At 62.5% G+C, this 21311-nt stretch carries 16 protein-coding genes and 1 pseudogene; 6 read left to right on the plus strand and 11 right to left on the minus strand.

Features of this window, described 5'->3' with window-relative positions; genetic code table 11:
* Positions 1-64 precede the first annotated feature (64 nt).
* Complete coding sequence (locus IVB27_RS07960; RefSeq protein ID WP_247442707.1) at positions 65-907, plus strand: AAA family ATPase; 843 nt, start codon at positions 65-67, stop codon at positions 905-907.
* A 983-nt stretch (positions 908-1890) separates the two neighbouring features.
* Positions 1891-3126, plus strand: a complete 1236-nt coding sequence (locus tag IVB27_RS07965; protein ID WP_247442709.1) for a hypothetical protein — start codon at positions 1891-1893, stop codon at positions 3124-3126.
* A gap of 51 nt (positions 3127-3177) precedes the next feature.
* Here the strand turns inward: IVB27_RS07965 and IVB27_RS07970 are convergent, their stop codons facing one another.
* The 4 genes from IVB27_RS07970 to IVB27_RS07985 all read right to left on the minus strand — a co-directional run bounded on the left by IVB27_RS07970 (position 3178) and on the right by IVB27_RS07985 (position 7124).
* Positions 3178-4824, minus strand: a complete 1647-nt coding sequence (locus IVB27_RS07970; RefSeq protein WP_247442711.1) for a GMC family oxidoreductase — start codon at positions 4822-4824, stop codon at positions 3178-3180.
* 17 nt (positions 4825-4841) lie between these two features.
* Positions 4842-5435: a GNAT family N-acetyltransferase gene (locus IVB27_RS07975; RefSeq protein ID WP_247347838.1), complete on the minus strand. Its 594-nt coding sequence runs from the start codon at positions 5433-5435 to the stop codon at positions 4842-4844.
* Positions 5436-5638: 203 nt separating this feature from the next.
* Positions 5639-6565, minus strand: coding sequence for an SMP-30/gluconolactonase/LRE family protein (locus IVB27_RS07980; RefSeq protein ID WP_247442712.1), 927 nt, complete (start codon positions 6563-6565; stop codon positions 5639-5641).
* Between the two features lie 205 nt (positions 6566-6770).
* Positions 6771-7124 (minus strand): hypothetical protein, encoded by a 354-nt coding sequence (locus tag IVB27_RS07985; RefSeq protein WP_247442713.1) that lies wholly within the window; start codon positions 7122-7124, stop codon positions 6771-6773.
* Between the two features lie 185 nt (positions 7125-7309).
* Between IVB27_RS07985 and IVB27_RS07990 the strand changes: the two genes are divergently transcribed.
* Positions 7310-7534: a hypothetical protein gene (locus IVB27_RS07990; protein ID WP_247347841.1), complete on the plus strand. Its 225-nt coding sequence runs from the start codon at positions 7310-7312 to the stop codon at positions 7532-7534.
* A 289-nt stretch (positions 7535-7823) separates the two neighbouring features.
* Here the strand turns inward: IVB27_RS07990 and IVB27_RS07995 are convergent, their stop codons facing one another.
* Entirely contained in the window at positions 7824-8480 is a 657-nt protein-coding gene (locus IVB27_RS07995; protein ID WP_247442714.1) for a glutathione S-transferase family protein, read from the minus strand.
* Positions 8481-8640: 160 nt separating this feature from the next.
* Between IVB27_RS07995 and IVB27_RS08000 the strand changes: the two genes are divergently transcribed.
* Both IVB27_RS08000 and IVB27_RS08005 read left to right on the plus strand, forming a co-directional pair.
* Complete coding sequence (locus IVB27_RS08000) at positions 8641-9864, plus strand: polyhydroxyalkanoate depolymerase (protein ID WP_247442715.1); 1224 nt, start codon at positions 8641-8643, stop codon at positions 9862-9864.
* A gap of 114 nt (positions 9865-9978) precedes the next feature.
* Entirely contained in the window at positions 9979-10905 is a 927-nt protein-coding gene (locus tag IVB27_RS08005; protein ID WP_247442716.1) for a catalase family peroxidase, read from the plus strand.
* Here IVB27_RS08005 and IVB27_RS08010 read toward each other — a convergent pair whose 3' ends face one another.
* Entirely contained in the window at positions 10906-11832 is a 927-nt protein-coding gene (locus IVB27_RS08010) for a helix-turn-helix domain-containing protein (RefSeq protein ID WP_247442717.1), read from the minus strand.
* Positions 11833-12179: 347 nt separating this feature from the next.
* On the opposite strand from IVB27_RS08010, the pseudogene IVB27_RS08015 reads away from it, so the two are divergent.
* Positions 12180-12332: pseudogene (locus tag IVB27_RS08015) on the plus strand (polyhydroxyalkanoate depolymerase); the annotation flags it as partial.
* 126 nt (positions 12333-12458) lie between these two features.
* Here the strand turns inward: IVB27_RS08015 and IVB27_RS08020 are convergent.
* From IVB27_RS08020 to IVB27_RS08040, 5 genes are all read right to left on the minus strand, one after another.
* Positions 12459-15785 carry an adenylate/guanylate cyclase domain-containing protein gene (locus IVB27_RS08020; protein ID WP_247442718.1) on the minus strand — a complete coding sequence of 1109 codons (3327 nt, stop codon included), beginning with the start codon at positions 15783-15785 and terminating at the stop codon, positions 12459-12461.
* Between the two features lie 327 nt (positions 15786-16112).
* The gene (locus IVB27_RS08025; protein WP_247442719.1) at positions 16113-16628 is read right to left on the minus strand and encodes a hypothetical protein; all 516 of its coding nucleotides are present in this window, start codon (positions 16626-16628) and stop codon (positions 16113-16115) included.
* A gap of 504 nt (positions 16629-17132) precedes the next feature.
* On the minus strand, positions 17133-19001 hold the full coding sequence (locus IVB27_RS08030) for an ABC transporter ATP-binding protein (RefSeq protein WP_247442721.1): 1869 nt from the start codon (positions 18999-19001) through the stop codon (positions 17133-17135).
* Positions 19002-19010: 9 nt separating this feature from the next.
* Positions 19011-19937: a 2-hydroxyacid dehydrogenase gene (locus IVB27_RS08035; RefSeq protein ID WP_247442722.1), complete on the minus strand. Its 927-nt coding sequence runs from the start codon at positions 19935-19937 to the stop codon at positions 19011-19013.
* A 13-nt stretch (positions 19938-19950) separates the two neighbouring features.
* A complete protein-coding gene (locus tag IVB27_RS08040; RefSeq protein WP_247442723.1) occupies positions 19951-21279 on the minus strand; it encodes an NAD(P)/FAD-dependent oxidoreductase in 1329 nt (442 codons plus the stop codon).
* Positions 21280-21311 lie beyond the last annotated feature (32 nt).

A 21311-nucleotide genomic window follows, 5' to 3' on the forward strand; every position in this document is an offset into this window, starting at 1 on the left:
CGCGCGGCCGTTCCCATGTCGCGACCAGGGCAACGCCTGGGACGACGATCAACAAGGACGCGCGATGAAATTTACCGGCACCAAGGACTATGTTGCGACCGACGATCTCAAGGTCGCGGTCAATGCCTCGATCGTGCTGGAGCGCCCGCTGCTCATCAAGGGCGAGCCCGGCACCGGGAAAACCGTTTTGGCCGAGGAAGTGGCGAAGGCGCTGAACGCCCCGCTTCTGACCTGGCACATCAAGTCCACCACCAAGGCGCAGCAGGGCCTCTACGAGTACGACGCGGTGTCGCGCCTGCGCGACAGCCAGCTCGGTGATAGCAAGGTGTCCGACATCAAGAACTACATTAAGCGTGGCAAGCTGTGGGACGCCTTCACCGCCGAGCAGCGCCCCGTGCTCCTGATCGACGAGATCGACAAGGCCGACATCGAATTCCCGAACGACCTCCTGCTCGAGCTCGACCGCATGGAATTCCATGTCTACGAGACCGGCGAGACGATCAAGGCCAAGCAGCGCCCGATCATGATGATCACCTCCAACAACGAGAAGGAGCTGCCGGACGCCTTCCTGCGCCGCTGCTTCTTCCACTACATCAAGTTCCCCGACGCCGACACCATGACCCGGATCGTCGACGTCCACTTCCCCGGCATCAAGAAGCGCCTGGTCGAGGAAGCCCTGCGCATCTTCTTCGAGGTCCGCGAAGTGCCCGGCCTGAAGAAGAAGCCGTCGACCTCGGAGCTGCTCGACTGGCTCAAGCTGCTGCTGAACGAAGACATGAGCGTCGAGCAGTTACGCGAGCGCGACCCGCGCAAGCTGATCCCACCGCTGCACGGCGCGCTGCTCAAGAACGAGCAGGACGTGCATCTGTTCGAGCGGCTGGCGTTCCTAAGCCGACGGGAAGTGTAGAACAAAGACAAACTGTAGGGTGGGTAGAGCAGCGAAACCCATCAAGCTTTTCCCGTAGTGACGGAGGCGATGGGTTTCGCTGCGCTCTACCCATCCTACGCTCTCCGCACCTCGTCTCACGCGCGCAGACACACGCCCGCATCCTCGCGGCGCATTTCGCCCGAGCTATGCTCTCTCCATCGCCCTCATCAAAAAGGGCGCAGGGAAGACCGGGTGCCGGCTGGCACCCACGGTCCGCTGTGCGCGGGTAGCGCAAAAGGAATTGCACAGCGGCATACAGGTGAAGCCCAACACACGGCCTTCCCTGCGCAGTGGCTTTACGGCTTATGCCGTGCTCTCCCGGGAGCCGAGTTCCTGTTGGCCTCCCTCGTCTTCACGAAAGTCGCGGACACCGCGCCGGTTGACGCGAATGCCGCATCCGCAAAGGCTTGACCGTAGCAACGACGGCCAGGACCACACGGTTTTGCCGTACGCACACAGCGTCGCTCGTCCGCACGAAGCCTCGGGCTCACGGAGAGCAATCCGCCCTGCCCTTGACCTCTCGTACACGACGCTGCCGCGTCCACCGCAACCCGGCCCGCGTTTCGAACGACTCGCGAACCGCCCCTCTTCGTCGGGCCGGGCTGTTTCGACTTATGCCGCAATTCCGAATTTCGGTAAAGTGGAATATTTTCGAGGAGAGGGGTTGACGGGTGGCGGGGTGTTTTGCCCGACGGACCACATTTTACCTCCCAAAGCGATCGACCTCCAAGGTCTTCGCCGGGGTTGCAATATAAAATAGGACCCGCGATAGTCGTACTTTCGTTGCTACGCCGAGCAACTAGGTCGTGACAGCGAATTTTCCCGTGAGCGTCGAAAGCTCTGAACAGCGCGCAGTTTCAATTATTTAGTCTTCTTAGCGCAAGCCCATCGATGTCGCCCGGGTTTCGCGAACATCGATGCACTCCTGAATAAGATCACATTTGAATCGACGAGGCCAACTAATGAACGAAGGCGGCACTGGCCTAGAACGACAAATTAAATCGTTGGTAGGAGCTGTATACCCAATCTTGGGGATGATGGTGTCGCAGGACCAGCGAGTCGGTGCAAAGCCTCTCTTTCGAGATGAACGATTTAAGCAAGCAACAAAGATGTATCTTGTCTCGGCGATTGACATGGCGAGTAACAACCCGGCTTCTGAAGTTGACCGTCGGGAGCTCGCGAATGCACTTACCGAATTCGTTGCATACATTCGATCGCTCTTCCCAAATCATAAGAGGGGCATCTTAACCGTACTCAGGCGCGAATATGGGCGAGCATTGACGGAGCTTTACAAGGACACCCTGACTCTTCAGAAGCTGTTAGAGGCAGCTTCTACGGTTCAAGACATAGAGCTTGAACCACTTAGTCTCCCTGAGCAGAAGTCCTCTCCCATATACACGAAGGTTGAAAACGAACGGATAGTTCTGGATTCTGGCCATGCGCTTCATCCCTTCTTGCAAAAGGAGGCGATTGCCCAAACCCGTGCATACCTTCGCAAAGAACTGTCGGAGCTGGAATCAACCCTCCGAGGCTCGAATGTCGATAGGAAATATGTTGAGGCATTTTCGCGCCTGCAGACACTAATTGATTTCAAGGATGATTCCGGAGCAATTTCATTCGGCCTCCACGTCAAACTGATTTCAAACATCACGGGCAAGATTGAAAGCGAGCTTTCAGACGTTCTGAGCGTCCAAATATCATCGACGCTAACGCATTCAGCTTACTTTGCGGCTCAATATAAAGACTGGGTCGAATTTCTTCAGAACGCGCAGTCGTATCCGTCGCGGGAATCGATCGACGCAAAGATCGACGACGCGCTTGCACAAGTGGAAAAAATCCTATTCGAAAATCCCGAAAACGTGGACAAAAGAATTCCGCAGTCCTTCCAGATGGTCCGAGATATTTTGTCGGCCTCGCCTGAGGACAGAAAGCAGGCAATTTACGCTGGCGTTAGAGGCGTGGAAAACGTGTGCATTGCCGCTATCGCTTATGCTTATGAACAGGCCAAACGCCTGACCCAAGACTCGGCTAGCAAAGCGCGTCCAGCGCTTGTTCGTCTTGGAGCCGGCGCAATCATAATGATTGCGCTCAGTGTAATCTCGAACTTCATGCCGGTTATCAAGAACGCAGCCGAATTAAGCTGGATTTTGGACAATTTGCCGAAGATCGAGAAGATTGGAAAGATCCTGAACAAATAAGAAGCCGTAGGATCGATAGAGCTAAGCGACCGATCCTACGAAGACGCACCCTCACGCCACCGCCGCATCCGGCACGCGCGCGGCTTCCATCGGCTGCTTGCCGCGGATCAGGTCCGAGGCGCGATCGGCGATCATCATCGTGGAGGCGTTGAGGTTTGCCGAGATCATGCGCGGCATGACGGAGGCGTCGATCACGCGCAGGCCCTCCAGCCCGTGGACGCGGAGCTGGTCGTCGACCACGGCCCAGGTCGAATCGGCCGGGCCCATGCGGCAGGTGCAGCCGGGATGGAAGGTGGTAGTGCCGCGTTCGGTGGCGGCGGCCAGGAACTCGTCGTCGGTGTTGATGTCAGGACCGGGGAAATCCTCGTAGGCGTAATAAGGCGACAGCGGCGCGGACTTCAGTAGGTTGCGCGCGAGCTTCATGCCGCCGACGATGACGCGGCGATCGAGCTCGGCGTCGAGATAGTTGGTCTGGATGATCGGCGGCGCAAAGGGATCGCTGGAGCGGATGCGGACATAGCCGCGGCTCTCGGGGCGCTGCTGCCAGGAGGCCACCGTCATGCCGGGCTCGTCCTCGAGCTGACCCTGCACGCCTTCCTTGTAGCTCGCCGGCGTGAAGGTGAGCTGAAGGTCGGACGAGTCGGCGCTCTCGCCGGAATGCCAGAAGCAATAGACCATGGTCGGCGACAGCGAGAGCAGGCCTTTGCGCGCGGTCGCCCATTTCAGTGCCTCGATCCACAGCGAGAAGCCGCGGCGAAGCTCGTTGATGGTCCTGATGTCTTTGACACGCGCCACGGTGCGCGGCGCATAATGATCCTGCAGGCCCTCACCGACCGGCAGCGCGTGACGCACCTGGATGCCGTGGGTCTGCAACAGGTCGGGCGAGCCGATGCCGGAGAGCTGCAAGAGCTGCGGCGAATTATAGGTGCCGCCGGAGAGGATCACTTCCTTGTTGGCGCGCACCTCCACCGGCGTGCCGCCTGAGCCGCCCTTCATGTAGCGCACGCCGACGGCGCGCTTGCCCTCGAAGATGATCTCGGTCGCGTGCGCGTGGGTGTGGACATGCACGTTCGGCCGCTTCATCGCGGGCTTGAGAAACGCGGTCGAGCCGGAGACGCGCAAGCCCTTGTCGATGGTGCGCTGACAATAGGAGACGCCTTCCTGGGTCTTGCCGTTGTAATCGGGGTTGCGGGGGATGCCGAGCGAGACCGCGCCTTCCATGAAGGCTTCGCAGAGCGGATCGCGCCAGTTCATCGTGGTGACGGTGAGATTGCCGTCGCGGCCGCGGTAAATGTCCTCGCCCTCGCCGACCCGCTTCTCCAGCCGCCGGAAGTAAGGCAGCACATCGGCATAGCCCCAGCCGCGATTGCCCATCTGCGCCCAGGTGTCGAAATCCATGCGCTGGCCGCGGTTGTAGATGTGGCCGTTGATCGAGGACGAACCGCCGAGCGTCTTGCCGCGCGGCGCATAGATGCTGCGACCGCCGGTCCAGGGCCCGACCTCCTGCTGGTAGGCCCAGTTTATGCTCTTCATGTGGAAGGTCTTGATGAAGCCCGCCGGCAGATGGATGTAGGGATGCCAGTCGCTGGGTCCGGCCTCCAGCACGCAGACGCTCACGTTCGGATCTTCGCTCAGCCGGCTGGTGAGCACGCAACCCGCCGAGCCCGCGCCGATGATCACGTAGTCAAATCTATCCATGGTGCCTCGGCCGCCGCTCAGCGCGGCTTGTCGTTGAGTTGATAATTCAAATGCGTCCGCACCGTCGGCCATTCGGCCGCTGTGATGCTGTAGACGACGGTGTCGCGCAGCGTGCCGTTGGGCGCGACCTGGTGGCTGCGCAGGATGCCGTCCTGCTTAGCGCCCAGACGTTCGATGGCGCCGCGGCTCTGGTGATTGAAGAAATGCGTGCGGAATTCCACCGCGATGCAGTCCAGGGTTTCGAAGGCGTGGGTGAGCAGCAGCAGCTTGCACTGCGTGTTGAGCGGGCCGCGCTGTGCGCTCTTGCCATACCAGGTCGAGCCGATCTCGACGCGGCGGTTGGCGGCATCGATGTTCATGTAGGTCGTCATGCCCACGATCTTGCCGCTGCCATCGAACACGGTGAAGGGGAGCATCGAGCCCGTGGCCTGAAGACCGAGCCGGCGGTCGATTTCCTTGCCCATGTTGTCCGGCGTCGGAATCGCGGTGTACCAGATGGTGGAGAGCTCGCCATCCTTCACGGCCTCGATCAGCCCCTCGCGGTGCTGATGCGACAGCGGCTCGAGTCGGGCATGCTGTCCGCGCAGGGTGATGGGATCAGGCCAGGGCATTGCAGGTCTCTCTCTGTTGTCGTTGCGAGCGAAGCGAAGCAATCCAGAGTGCCTGCTCCTCGTCCTGAGGAGCGCGTCTTCGCGCGTCTCGAAGGATGAAGGCCCCGCTGGTGACCTCGCCCTTCGAGACGCGCGCTAAGGGCGCGCTCCTCAGGGTGAGGGTCTACTTGATTGCTTCGCTTCGCTCGCAATAACGGCTTGGCTCACTTGTTCAAGAAATTCAACGGCAAACCGCCGCGCGGCCAGTCCATGGCGATCAGCTCGCCCTTGCCCGAGAGTGTGATGTACGCGGTCTTCAGCTCGGGGCCGCCGAAGGCGATGTTGGTGGTGACGCGGTCGCCGGTCGGCACCTGCTCGACCAAGGTGCCATCGGGCGCGATCACCGAGATGCAGCCGGAGACGAGGGTGGCGACGCAGACATTGCCGTTCGCTTCGACCGCCAGCGAGTCGAACATCTGGTAGCCGCCGAGGCCGCAGATCGGTTTTCCGCGCTCGCCGCGATAGATCACGTCGCGCGGCTTCAGCGCGCCGGGCGCGGAGAGCTCGTAGGCCCAGAGCCGGCCCGTCGGCGTCTCCGCGATGTAGACGGTGTTCTCGTCCGGCGACAGGCCGATGCCGTTGGCCGGCAATACGCCATGAACGATTTCGACGATCTCCTTCATGCCGGGCTTGAGATAATACATGCCGCCGACGTCCATCTCGCGCGCGCGGCGCTTGCCGAGATCGGAGAACCAGAGGCCGCCGTGCTTGTCGAACACCAGATCGTTCGGACCGCGCAGATCGTGCTCGCCGCACTTGGTGACGACGGTTTCGATCTTGCCCGATTGGAGATCGACGCGCTGGATCGAGCCGCCGAGATAATCGTCCGGCTGCGGGCCGGGCATGATCATGTTGCGGGTCGGGATCCAGGAGAAGCCGCCATTGTTGCAGATGTAGACCTTGCCGTCGGGGCCGAGCGCCGCGCCGTTCGGGCCGCCCGGAATCTTCGCGACGATCTCCTTGCGGCCGTCGGGATAAACGCGGGTCAGGCGCTGACCGCGGATCTCCACCAGCACCACCGAGCCGTCCGGCATCACGACCGGCCCTTCGGGAAATTCGAGGTCGGTGGCGAGAACGCGGACGTTGGACATGTGGGGACCCTCCCGATTGCTTGTTATGACTTGCACGGGATGTCCGGCACGGGCCCCACACGCAAGATTTGCCTGCGGTTATGACAAAGTCACCGCGGCTTGCCAAGCAAGCCGGATGGTATGCCAGCGTTGCGCGCTACTGCTTCATGGTCCCGGCTCTGCGTCGCAGCGCTACACGCCGCGACGCGTCCGGGACACGGACGGATCACTTCGCATCCTTCGCAGGCGGCGCGTCCTGCTTCTTCTTCACATCCTCCGCGATCTTCGCCTGCGCGGCCTGGAGATCGCCGAACGTCTTCTGCAAGCCGGCAACCGTCGTCTTCAACGCATCGATCTGGCGAGCGGCGGCGTCCAGCTTCTGCTGGTGATCGAGGTTTAGCCTGGTGATCGTCTTCTGGAGAAAGTCGACGTTGCTCTGGAGGCAGCTGGTGCGGCGCTCCATGGTCTTCTCGACGGTGCAGATCTCGATGCCGGGCACGTCCTGCGCGCGAACCGACGCATTCGCCAGCGCGGCGAGCAGTAACATCGCGAAACAGACGCCGGCACTCCGAAGATGCATGCTGGTTCCTCGTCAAATCAATCACGGCAATGTGCGCTTTTTGCGCGCCGCCGCATAAGGCTACCACACTCGCACCGCATTCTCGCGTTGAGCTTGTAGCTGTTCCCTCGGACGGGGAGCGATGATCTGCACGCGGGGGGAAATGGGCACTTCTTCCGCGGCTTTGTTTAGGGGAGATTTTTGGAATGGCAACGCGCGACAGACGACTTGCAGAATTCGACGGCTCCGGAGAACCGCCGCCTGGCCTTGCAGTCGAAGTGCTGTGCGAGGACCATAGCGGGACGTATCAACTGCCGTTCGCTTGCCGCTATGTGGAGGGACGCTGGCAGAACCACACCGCCGGCGTCGCGGTCGAAGCAACCGTCATCGGCTGGCGCGTGCCGCGCTTGAAGCACTCGGGCGTGGCCTGAGCATCGAATTCTGTCTCAAAATGCAACGGGGCCGCGTCCCGGCTTAACCTTCGGAACGCGGCCCGAACGAATCACGTCCGAATCAGCCGTGGGGCGCTGTACGCGCCTGTTCACGGCTAGATGTCGCAACCAGTTCGCACGCGTATACAATATCTGTGCAGCGCGTGAGCAGGCCCGAGCCGGCCACGGACGCCAAAAGTTAACGGCTTCAATGACTTCAATGCCATGACTGCCGCGTGCGGCGGTTCAGGCCGCGCCCCCAAAACAGGCAGGGCGGCACCAGGCCTGGCTAATATTCGACCTCGAGCTCCTCGATCTCGGCCGGCTCGTCCCTTGCCGCTGCCATCCATTCCCTCATCTCGGGCATGGCCATGATGGTATCGGCATAGGCGTTCAGAAGCGGTTCGAGCTTGACGTCATAGGTGACGAAGCGCGTCACCACCGGGGCGTACATCGCATCCGCCATGGTGCGCTTCTCGCCGAACAGGAAGGGGCCGCCCGATCTCTCCAGGCAGTCGCGCCAGATCGCCCAGACGCGATCGATGTCGGCCTGCGCCCGCGACCAGATCTTGAAGCCAGGGAAATGTCCCTTCAGATTAACCGGCAGCGAGGCGCGCAGCGTGGTGAAGCCGGAGTGGATTTCGCCGCAGATCGAGCGGCAATGTGCGCGCTGGACGCTGTCAGCCGGCAGCAGGCCGGCATCCGGCATCGCCTCGTTGAGATATTCGGCGATCGCCAGCGTGTCCCAGACCACGGCGCCGTCGTGCCGCAGGCACGGCACCAGGATCGATGACGACAGCAGCAGGATCTCCGCGCGTGCCGACGCGTCGTCGGGCGCGGTGGCGATCTCCTCGAAATCGAGCCCGGAAAATTTCGTCAGCAGCCAGCCACGCAGCGACCAGGACGAGTAGTTCTTGCTGCTGATGGTCAGTTTCGCCTTCGCCATATGGCCTTCCCTCACGCCTTTGACCTGCATCCGCCCGGCCTGCGGGGAATGCTCGCTTCCCGCGAATAAAGCAGCAAGCGACGTGCCAATCTGGAGGTCGGCCCATCTCCGGTTTGGCTTCGATATTGCATAGCAGCACGGGACAGGTGGGCGTTTCAGTATGATGTCGATGTATTATCAGGCCTTTCAGAACCATATGGACCTGACGGCGCCGTGGCGGTCGGGCGCTTCGTCCGCACTCCAATTCCTCAATCTGGTGCCGCAGGGCTTGTCGGATCAGGTCGTCGGCCGACTGTCGGCCGCGCTGGAGCTGATCTCGCGCTCCACCCTCACCTATCACCGCCCCGCTTACGGCATCGACAGCGTCATGGTGGGCAACCGCGAGGTCGGCATCACCGAGGAGGTCGCCTACGCGACGCCGTTCGGCTCGCTGCTCCACTTCAAGAAGGATGGCGCGCCCGAGCAGCCGCGCATGCTGCTGGTGGCGCCGATGTCCGGCCATTTCGCGACGCTGCTGCGCGGTACCGTGAAGACGCTGCTTCAGGACCACGACGTCTACATCACCGATTGGCACAATCCACGCGACATTTCACGCAGCGAGGGTCGCTTCGGGCTCGACGACTACACCGACCACCTCATCGATTTCCTCGGCCAGCTCGGCCCGCGCCCGCATATGGTGGCGATCTGCCAGCCCTCGGTCTCGGCGCTCGCGGCCGCCGCGATCATGTGCGAGGGCAACCATCCCTCGCGGCCGGCGACGCTGACACTGATGGCGGGGCCGATCGACACACGCATCCAGCCGACCAGGGTCAACGAGTTCGCCAAGAGCAAGCCGATCGAATGGTTCGAGCAGAACCTGATCAACTACGTGCCGATGCAGTGCCGCGGCGCGCTTCGGAAAGTCTATCCCGGCTTCGTGCAGCTCACCGCCTTCGTCTCGATGAATCTCGAGCGCCACATCAAGCAGCACATGGACCTGGCCAACCACATCGCCAAGGGCGAGAAGGACAAGGCGGCCAGCATCAAGACCTTCTACGACGAATATTTCGCCGTGATGGACCTGCCCGCCGAGTTCTACATCGAGACCGTGCGCGACGTATTCCAGGAACATCTGCTGCCGCAGGGCAAGCTGATGCATCGGGGACGTCCGGTGAACACCAAGGCCGTCAGCCGGATGGGGCTGATGACGGTCGAGGGCGAGAAGGACGATATCTGCTCGATCGGCCAGACACTCGCGGCGCAAGACCTCTGCACCGGCGTGCGCGCCTATCGCCGCGTCCACCACATGCAGGCCGGCGTCGGCCATTACGGCGTGTTCTCGGGCAAGCGCTGGAACAACGAGATCTATCCGCTGCTGCGGGATTTCGTGCACGTGAATTCCTGAAGGCGCACCAAATTCCTTCAGCAGGATCGGACAAAGCAGCGCGGCATTGGGAAAGACGCCGGCGCTGCACCAGCCCTAAAACACGGACATGCCGCTTCAGCCGGAGGCCTTGCCATGTCCGAATTGCCAACCCCAGCCGCCACGCCGGCCGCGATCGTCGACGCGCTGAAGGCGGTCGCAGGCAATCCGCCGAAGGTGCGCGCGAGCTTCGCCAAGGGTCGATGCGTGCGCGGCACCTATACCCCGTCCGAGCGCGCGGCAGAGATCACGCGATCGCTGAGCTTCACAAAGCCCTCGCGCGTGCTGGCGCGCTTCTCCGTCGGCGGCGGCAATCCTGACGTAGCCGACACCAGCAATTTCGTGCTGCGCGGCTTCAGCTTCAGGCTTGGCGACGACGCCCATCGCTCGGACATTTTGGTGGAAAGCGCGCCTGTGCATTTTGCACGGACGCTGGACCAGATGCTCACCTTCCTCAAGGCGCGCATTCCGGGCGCGGACGGCAAGCCCGACATGGCGAAGGTCAAGGCCTACTCCGCGGCCAATCCTGAGACGCTGAATCAGGCCAATTACATCGCCGCGCGCCGGCTGCCCGGCAGCTTTGCCGGCACGACCTATTGGGGCGTGCACGCCTTTCCCGCGACCAGCGCGAAAGGTGAGACCCGCTTCATCAAGTTCAAGCTCGCGCCTGTCGGCCGCGATATCACGCTGAGCGAGGACGAAGCCGGAGCGAAATCCGCCGACTTCCTGCACGAGGATCTCGCGCGGAGGATCGCAGCCGGCGACGTTCGTCTCAACGTGATGGCCCTGCTGGACCGTCCCGGCGATCCCGTCATGGACGTCACCCTGCGATGGCCGGACGAGGACAACCGGGAGGAGGTGCGGCTGGGGACGATCGTCATCACCGGTCTGGAAGCCAACGATGCCTGCGACCGGTCCATCTTCGATCCGGCCAATCTCGCCGACGGCATCGGCCATCCGCCGGACGAGATTTTCGCGGCGCGCCGCGCGGCCTACAACAATTCGCTGGCGAAGCGGCGCTGATTAGATCTTTTCTCGTCCGCCATCCGTTTCGCGACGCCACGCGCCCGGACTGACGCCGACCATCGACGAGAACACCCGCGTGAAATGGCTCTGATTGGCAAATCCGGCCGAGATGGCAATCTCGGATAACGGCAGGTCGCGGACCGTCATCAGTTGCTTGGCCGCCTTCACGCGCTGCTGGAGCAGCCATTGATGCGGCGGCAGGCCGGTGGAGATCCGGAATGCGCGTGAGAAGTGGCTGACTGAAAGGCCGAGATCGGTCGCGATCTGCTGCAGCGCGATCTTGCCTGAGAGATCGGAGTCGAGCCGGTCACACGCACGCTTCATCTGCCATGGCGCGAGACCGCCGCGGCTCGGTTCTGCGGCTGGCTTCAGCCCACCATAGGTCTGAGCGACGTGAGCGGTGAGCGCGAGCATCATGTGATCTACGAAAAGCTGGTTGGTCTCGTCGGGTCGACGCAGTCCGTGCTGCAACGAGGCGCCGACATGTCGAATGACCTCGTCGTCATGACCGACACCTGGCTCGTAGCTGAGCTCGCCAACGCGCGGCCCGCCCGACTGCCTGGCAACGCCGTTGAGCGCCGAGCGCGGCAAATAGAAGAAGAGCGAGTGAAACGGCTTGTCGATCACATAGCGCGGGTCGCGCTTGAGGTCGTACAGATAGGTCGCGCCTGCGCGAACATCCGCCTTGGTGACACAGCGGCCCTGCTCCCAGCATTCGCAACCCGGATAGTCGCGGAATTTCAGGCTGACAAGATAGGCATCTTCCGCCGCCAGGGAGCCGGAAATACCCGGTGTCGGATCGTCGTTGCGGACTTCAGTGACCGCGAGCGCGGCGCTATGCAGCGAACGCGTGATCAGCACTGGTGCTTGCTTCGAGTGAAGGCCCTGTCCGAGCCTCCGTCCGTAGACGCCCGCTTGTGTCATTTCAATAAACCTATCCGTAAAGGCACTTCTTCGTCGGCCTTCCCGATATTTGCGCATTATCGGAGATCGCCGGCCAACGGTCCAGCCGCAGCGCATAACACGAAGCTTTTGCCGCAGGCTGTCGCGCCGGATCGCGCCGCGATGATTTCATTGTGATTTCAGCGTGATGTCACAGGCCCGGCATCGCGAAGGACAACACAGTTAATCTGTTCTGCGACTCACCGCACGATTTCGTCGTGCGTTCTCGAAAGCATTCGCAGCGCGCCTGCGCGCCTCAGGCGGACCACTCCTCGCCCCAGACCTGGACGACGTGACCCGGCGACACTTCGCGATATTGCCGAACCGGCGGCCAGACGCTCGCGGCACAAGACCTTTGCACCGGCGTGCGCGCCTATCGCCGCGTCCACCACGGTGTCGGACATTACGGCGTGTTCTCGGGCAAGCGCTGGAACAACGAGATCTCTCCGCTGCTGCGGGATTTCGTGCACGTCAACTCGTGAAGCGCCGTTCCCTGGCCTGCACGTCACGTTGCAAATCTCAATGTGCAATTGCGCATTGAGGTTCGAAGATGCTGGCGGCATATCGAGACGCCTCTGCCCCCAAACGACCGGCTAGAGAGCACGTGGCTAACGCTCTTGCTTGAGCAGCTCTTTCGCTTCTTCGACTTCGGGAAGATTTCGCTCCGCATCGAATTCAGCAAGGACGGGAGCGAGCACCTCGGATACCGCGCCCGCTCGGCCCCTTCTCTTGAGCAGGCGTGCGAGACCAAGGGCGCTGCGCAACTCGAAAGTCTTCGCCTGTTGGTGTCGTGCGATTTCCAGCGCTCGCTTGAGGGCATTTTCGGCACTGCATTCGTCAGGGTCATGGCGCGACAACAGTTCGCCGTAGACGCGATGCAGCTCGGCATCAAGCCAATGCTGACCGGATTGGCCCGCCCATGCGATCAATTCGCTCAAGATTTCCAGCCCGTTTTCGAGTTGACCCGACTCTGCGGCCGCCATGGCGACATGCATCCCCCAAAACGGTTCACAGAGATAGCAGTCATTCTCGTGCAGCAAGGTCCAGCCGCGGCGCATTTCCGTCAATCCGGTCGTTCGGTCGTCGGCGCGCCACTTGGCCAGGCCATTCAGGTAGGTGCCGGCGGCCACATACAGCGGCATCGTGTGGTCCCGAGCGAGACCGAGCGCCAGGATCGTCTCTGTTTGCTGCAACATGCCCCCGCATAGTCCGTCAAACACAGCGCGATGAACAAGCGCATTGGCCTGGGAAAGAGCCCGTTTTTCTCCTGAAGCACTCACCGCTTCGGCGGCGAGCCGGCGCGCGCGAGCGATCCCGCCAAGCGGCCAGAGCACCAGGGCAAGAAATCTCATAATCACGAACGGAAGATCCAGCGCCGAAGCCCTGAACGTCGCGGGATCCGGCTCGGCACCATAGATATCCAGCGCCTGCTCAAGATGCACTCTCGCGTTCAAGTAGTCACCCCCGAACCAGCAGGTAACCCCGCCCGTCCAGTGGGCTACGACGGCGGCCACCGGGGAGTCCGGTCGTCGGTCAGCGGCGCTCCCGATGGCATCCGCCAGCTCCCGCATCGGAGCGAGTTCGCCGTGTGTCAGGCAGGCATTGAAGAGTCCCGAATGGACTGGCGCAAGTTCAACTGGATCATTGATGTCGGCTACGAACTGCCGAGCGCACGTCCATGCGGCTACCGTTTCGGGAGCGCTGTGCCCGAGGCTGCCCCGTAGTGCGCGACCATAGGCGATTTGAAGATGGAGCCTGCTCATCATCCCGCGAGGCTCATCAGGCAACTCACCGGCGGTGGCAATCGCCTTGCCGAGATGTGCGATCGCCTCGGAATAGGCCGAACGCTTCAGCGCCTGCTGTCCCGCCTTGCGCCACCACTCGTGGGCGACCTCGCTCAACCCCGCCTCAGTGAAGTGGTGTGCCAGAACTTCCGGCTCGGTCTCAGCGACGACCGGAAACTTTTCGCGCAGTACGTCGCCGATGCGGGTGTGCAGCACGTGCCGTTTGCTCTTGAGCAGGCTCTCGTAGGCCGTTTCCTGAACGAGAGCGTGCTTGAAACTATAGTTTGCTTCGGGCGGAACCCCGCGACGCACCAGCAGTTCGGCCTCTTCGAGTTGCCCTAGCGCAGCACTCAGCGTCAGATCATCGCGTCCCGCCACATATTTCAGCAGCGCGTATGAGAAGTCGCGGCCGATGGCGGCGCCTATCTGCGCCACCTCCTTGACTGGAGCGAGCCGGTCGAGCCGCGCCATCAGCGAATCTTGCAGCGTCGCGGGAATAGCGAGCGGCGGGAGCGGACTATTGAGGCGATAGCGCCCGGCATCTTCGACGAGCAGCCCGGACTCGAGCACCATCTTGGTCAATTCCTCGACGAATAGCGGGATGCCATCCGTCTTGTCGATGATCTGCTTCATCATCTCGCGTGGCAGCTGGCGACCCACGGCCACCTGTTCGACCAGCGCGCGCGAGTCCTGCCGGTCGAGCCGGTCGAGCCGCAATAGACTGACGTTGGCAAGGCCCGACCATGAGGGCTCGAACTCCGGCCGGGATGTCATGAGCACGAGTATCGGCAGTCCCCTGATCCGATCGACCGCGAGATCGAACAGTTCAAGTGTCGTGGCATCGGCCCAATGCATATCCTCGCAGATAATCAGCAGGGGTTGCTCTCGCGCCAACCCCTCGAGCTGATCGAGAAGGGCGGCAAATGTCTGTCGCCGCTGCTGCGCCGGGCTCAAACCGAGCGGCGAACAATGGTCTCCGGTTGGAATCGAAAGGAGAGCCGCAATGAGCGGTGTCGCTCGGGCGACCTGCTGTGTTCCAAGCGCCAGCATTGCTTCGAGCTTGTCGAGCTTTTGCCCGCACGTATCGTGCGAGCGGATGCCGGCGGCGCGCTCGAGCTGCGCGACAAAGGGATGAAGCGCACTGTTGGTGTGGTAAGGCGAACACTGATATCGCACCCGGCGGTGCGCACCCAACGAGGGGCTTTCGGACAGCGTTGCGACAATGCGCGACTTGCCGATGCCCGCTTCGCCAGAAATCAATACCATCTGGCCCTGCCCCTGCCATGCCCGGCGCTGGCGCGAGAGAATGAATTCGATCTCGTCCTTGCGGCCAACAAAGCCGATCGAGCGCGCCGCGCGGACCGCCTCGAAGCGACTCTCGGATGCGGTCGCTCCCTCCACCGCCCAGACTGCGATGGGTTCGGCGATTCCCTTGACTTCACGGCGGCCGAGATTGCGAAAAGCGAAGAGATCACCAAGCAGCCGGCGCGTCGACGAAGCAACGACGACCGCCCCCGGCTCCGCCAGGCTCTGGAGCCGAGCAGCGAGGTTTGGTGTATCGCCGACGGTTGCGTGCTCCTCTGACGCATCTCCACTGATGAGGTCGCCGACCACCACAAGCCCGGTCGCAATTGCGATCCGCATTTCAACCCGTTCGTCAGCGCCTGTTTTGAGCTGCCGAATCGCGGCTATAGTGTCGAGCCCGGCTCGCACTGCGCGCTCCGCGTCATCCTCGTGGGCGCGAGGATAGCCGAAATAGACGAGTATTCCGTCGCCAACGAACCTGGCTATCCTGCCGTCATAAGCGGCAATGACTCTCGCGCAGGCCGCGCGGTAGGCCCGGATCACCTCCCACATATCCTCGGGATCGAGACGCGCCGAGAGCGCAGTCGAGCCGACCAGATCGCAAAACATGACGGTGAGATGGCGCCGCTCGGCGTCATGAGGACGAGCCGGCGATGCGATCAACGCGGCTGGATCGAGGTCGGCAATAGCACGCAGCATTTTGCGGCGATGGCCGAGCAGGACTCCGAGCTTATCGAAGTCCTCGTCCATCAGTTCGGGAAGGACGTCGATGTCAATCCCATTTTGGACAAGACGCTCTGCGTATTGCCCAAGCCCCAGCTTCTCGAGCCACTCCGCAATCTGCATTGGCTCCACCGATCGTGTAGTAGGCGGTTAGCAGAATTTTGGACCACGGCGCGGGGACAATATCCCAACACCATCATGATGGCACGTCTTGTTTGTTGCGCGATCATTTAGGTTGCTCAGTACCGGTACCGCTTCCAAGCAGAGACATTGCCCAATGCGAGCGGCTGCGCTACCAAAAATCGTCAGCACGCAGCGTTGGGCGATAGAGGTTGCGATGAGTTGTCAGCCGTCAGCTACTCACTTTCGGACCTGAAGCCGAAACCAACACTGCGGCCTGTGCCCACGTCACGACGCCAAGCAGACGTTTTTCCGTGAGCACAGTATTGTTCATTCCTTGTCCATGGACGCTTCGTAGTTGCGAGCCATCGTCCCCGCCGCAACTTGAAGCGAAGAACCAACCACCCAACAGCCGGCAACAAAGCCTATCAGGCCATTGGGCAAGGTTTGATCAAGGACAAGGATGCTGACGGACAGAGTTGCTGCAATCGCGGCGCCGAACGTTCCGGCCGCACTCATGACCTCAGCCGCCTCGAAACCGTTCCATTCGTCCGAGATGCTCGAAATCGACCTCCGAGCGGCACTGCGAAACAAATCAATTCCGACATAATAGCTAAGAGCTCCGTACAGCATCGTTAGCAGCACGATCCAGCCGCTTTCAAACAGTCCGTCTTTCTGACGCAACAGGGTCGCACCCACGTAGAGGCCGCAAGAGGCCCCAACGGCTGCGAGCCCAATTCTTTCAATAAGATGGGCCGATTTGATCAGACTGGAACGAGCGATCCGGAGATTGCCGGTTTGCTTCGTTACGGATAATGCGCTGGAAACTGCATTGCTAATCTTCATTGGAGTCTCCCTCTCAGGTAAGTAGCGGCCTACCGGCCGACCTCGAATAGAGGCGGCCTCGTGGACGTGCTTTGCGATTCCGTGGATTCCAATTTCTGAAAGATCTGTGCTGAGTGATGGGGCTGGCTTGCTCATGAGCAAGACGAGAGCCAATCCAAAGCTGCGAGCTCGCCGCTTCGCAGGCATTGCATCTCACCCGTGTCTGTCATTTAGCTCCGGGTGCGGCAATTTCTTGTGGGAGTGATACCTCAAAAAGAGAGTGATGGAATGTGAGACGGTTCACATACCGTGGTTTCCTGTCGCTCCATCCGGTCACAATTTCCGGAGGACGCCTCTGCATCGTCGCGACACCCGGGAGCGCGCAAGCAGGAGCTGAACGGCGCGGTCAACTCGCAAGCTGTCCCCGCATTTCGCCGACGTCAAATCTATCCGCCCTTGCTGTTTCGTGCACGTCAACTCATGAGGTTAGGCCGCGTCACCGGAAACGCAGCGCGCCTGCGCGCCTCAGGCGGACCACTCCTCGCCCCAGACCTGCACGACGTGACCCGGAGACACTTCGCGATATTGCCGAACCGGCGGCTGGTAGTCGGGCGCGCGCACGGGGCTTCTGATCTCGTCGTTCGAGGCCTCGCGCCGGGTGCCGCGGCGCGCTGGATCGGGCACCGGCACGGCCGCCATCAGCTTCTTCGTATAGGGGTGCTGCGGATTGCCGAACAATGCCGCGCGCGGGCCAGTCTCGACGATCTCGCCGAGATACATCACCGCGACGCGGTGACTCATGCGCTCGACCACCGCGATGTCGTGGGAAATGAAGAGATAAGCAAGCCCCATGCTGGCCTGAAGGTCGAGCATCAGATTGACGACCTGCGCCTTGACCGAAACGTCGAGCGCCGAGACCGCCTCGTCCGCGACGATCAGCTTCGGTCCGAGCGCAAGCGCGCGTGCGATGCAGATGCGCTGGCGCTGGCCGCCGGAGAATTCGTGCGGAAAACGTGCGGCCATGTCGGCGGTGAGGCCGACGCGCACGAGCAAATCGGCGACCTTCTCGCGCGCCTGCGACGCCGTGGCGAGCCCGTTGGCGAGCAAGGGAGCCGCGATCGCCGTTCCCACCGACATGCGCGGATTGAGGCTCGCGAACGGATCCTGAAACACGATCTGCATCTGCTTGCGGAAGTCGCGCAAGGTGCGGGCATTCATGGCCAGCACATCCTGCCCGTCGATCAGAACGGTGCCGCTGTCCGGCTCCGTCAGCTTGAGGATGGAACGGCCCGTCGTCGACTTCCCGCAGCCGGATTCGCCGACCAGTGCCAGCGTCTCGCCGGCGCGCAAGGTGAAGGAAATGTTCTCGACCGCATGGACGCGGCCCGAGACTTTGCCGAACAGGCCCGAACGGATCGGAAAGCGCGTGGTGAGGTTGGCGACTTCGAGCAGCGGGCGCTCGGCGGTCGAGACCGTATCGGGTGTCTCCGCCGGATCATCCGAGGTCCCTGTCACCTTGTCGACGATCGGAAACCGCATCGGCCGCACGCGTCCATCCATCGAGCCGAGGCGCGGCACAGCGGCGAGCAGTGCCCTTGTATAGGGGTGCGAGGGGGCTGCGAAGATGCGCGAGGTCGCGTCGGTCTCCACCGCCTGGCCGCCATACATCACCACGGTGCGGTCCGCGATCTCGGCGACCACGCCCATGTCGTGGGTGATGAAGAGGATCGACATCCCCTCCTCGTTCTGGAGCTCCTTCAACAGCTCCAGGATCTGCGCCTGAATGGTGACGTCGAGCGCAGTGGTCGGCTCGTCGGCGATCAGGAGTTTCGGCTTGCAGGCCAGCGCCATCGCGATCATCACGCGCTGGCGCATACCACCGGAGAAGCGATGCGGATGCTCGTGGAAGCGCGATTTTGCCGCGGGGATGCGAACACGGTCGAGCAAGCGGATGGTCTCGGCCTCCGCCGCCGCGCGCGACAGGCCGCGGTGCTGGATCAGTGCTTCCGCAATCTGGAAGCCGATGGTGAGCACCGGATTGAGGCTCGTCATCGGCTCCTGGAAGATCATGGCGATTTCGTTGCCACGCACGTCCTTCATACTCGCTTCGGGCAGCGTCAGCAGATCGCGACCGGCAAGCCGGACGCTGCCTTCGACGCAGCCGCTCTCCTTCGGAATGAGCCGCATGATCGAGAGCGCGGTGACGCTCTTGCCGGAACCGGACTCACCGACGATAGCCACGGTCTCCTTGGGAGAGACATCGAACGACACATTGCGGACGACCGGACTCCATTGCCGCTCGCGCAGGAAGGACGTGGTGAGGCCTGAGACCGACAGCACCGGCGCATGCGCGGCGGCAGCGACGTGGTCGGGTATGCTTGCGCCCATGCTCATGCCGATGTCCTAATAGCCACGACTACGGTCGACACGCCCCGGCAAATCCTCGCCGCGGCGGTGACGTGCGATCACGTCGAGCACGAAATCGACGGCCGTATCAGGCGTCGTCATGCTGGCATTGTGCGGCGTCAGCAGAATGCGCGGGTGGCTCCAGAACGGATGACCCACAGGCAGCGGCTCCGGCTCGGCGACATCAAGGACGGCGCCGGACAACGCGCCGCTGTCGAGCGCTGCGAGAAAATCGGTTTCGACCAGATGCGGGCCACGCCCGACATTGACGAGGGACGCGCCGCGCGGCAGGCGCGCGAACATATCTGCGTTCAGGATGCCGCGGGTCTCGTCGGTCAAAGGCAGCAGGCAGACGAGAATGTCGGCCTGCGCAAGGAAATCCGGCAGCGCATCCCCGCCCGCATAGCAGGTCACGCCCTCGATCTCGCGCGGTGAGCGGTTCCAGCCGAGAAGCGGAAAGTCGAACGTCTTGAGGCGCTCGAGCACCGCCTGGCCAAGCTGGCCGAGGCCCATCACGCCGACACGACGACGCCTGGCCGGTGTGATCCGGATCTCGCGCCAGACCTGCTCCTTCTGCTGGGCGATGAAGTCCAGGAGATTGCGATGCAGGGCGAGCACAGCCATGGTGACATATTCGACCATGGTTTCGGCGATGCCGGGCTCCAGCATGCGCACCAACGGAATGTGCGGCGGAATTTTTGACGCGTCGAACTGGTCCACGCCCGCACCGACCGAGAAGACGAGCTCGACATTAGGGAAAGTCGTCGCGATGTCATCCGGCGGCACCCACGCCACGAGATAGCGGACGTCAGCGGGATCGCCGATGTCGGGCCAGAGCCGGAACGGCACATCAGGCGCGCGCTGGGCGAAGAAGCGCGCCCACTCCTCGCCGCGAACCATGTTGGCCTTGTAGAGAACCGTCATGCGGCCAAAACTCTCAAAACGGGCTGACCGGCGCGAGCCGCCGGCCGTCGATCAGGCGCTTGTGGCTGTACGCCGCAGGATCGACCAGCGGCGTCGCGCCCGTCACGATGTCGGCGGCCAGCTTGCCCGCCGCGGGGCCGATGCCGAAGCCATGGCCGGAGAAACCGGTGGCAAGGAAGAAGCCCGGCAAGGCGTCGACCGGCGAAATCACCGGGATGGTATCCGGCGTACAGTCGATCGTGCCGCCCCAGGCTTCCGCGATCTCGATGTCCTTCAATTCCGGATTCGACTTGATCAGCGAAGCCAGCGCCGCATTGACCAGCGACATGTCGGGCGCGGGATCACGGACACGCTCGGTCTCGAACGGCGACGGCTTGTCCAGGCTCCAGTCCGTGCCGCGCATGAGTTGATCGAAGAACGACTTGCCGAGCGACAGTTTCAACCCGTTCTTGCGGTGCAGGTAGGTCGGCCAGAAGGTCAGCGCATAGCGGAACAGGTCGGGCGACAGTTCAACCGTGCCGCGGTTGCGCAGCGCCAAGGTGAAACCGCCGTCAAGGCGGCGGCGGATGCAGTAGAGATCGGTGCCGAGCGCACCGGAGGTGATCTCCGGTCCCGGCGTAGTCCGGCATGCGGTGGCGTTGACGAGGCCGATCGGCAGCTCGATGCCGTGGCGCCGGCAGAACAGCGATGACCACGCCCCTCCGGACAGCAGTACCGATTGCGTACGAACGGTGCCCTTCTCGGTGACGACGGCGCTCACCCGTCCACCCTGCGTTTCCAGTCCGCGCGCGGCGCAGCCCTGATGGAGGGTGACGCCGTGTTTTCGCGCGGCGGTCGCGAGCGCGGGCACAGCCATCGACGGCTCGGCGCGCCCGTCGCTCGGCGTGTGCAGGCCGCCGACCCATTTCTCGGAATTACCGGGCAGGCGCTCGGCGACCTCGGCCGGCGTCAGGACCGTCGAGTGCACCTGCATCTCGCGCGCCGTTGCGGCCCATCGCTCCCAGCTGGCGAGCTCATCCTTGCTCTTGGTCAGGAACAGCACGCCGGTGCGGCGGAAGCCGGCATCGACGCCGGCATCGTTCTGCATGTCTTCCCACAGGCGCAGCGCCTCGCGGGCAAGAGGAATTTCTTCACGCGCGCGACCCTGCTGGCGGCACCAGCCCCAATTGCGGCTCGACTGCTCACCGCCGACATGTCCCTTCTCGACTAAGGCGACTGAGAGGCCCTTCTTCGCTAGATGATAGGCCGCGGAGACGCCGATGACGCCGCCGCCGATGACGACGACGTCCGCCTGCGCCGGCAGGCGCTCGTCGCTGTTTATGCGGGTGAGCGGCGGGGACATGAGACACTCCTTAATATCAGCCTGGACTTCAA

The sequence above is a fragment of the Bradyrhizobium sp. 197 genome, from assembly GCF_023073375.1.
Classification (GTDB): Bacteria; Pseudomonadota; Alphaproteobacteria; order Rhizobiales; family Xanthobacteraceae; genus Bradyrhizobium.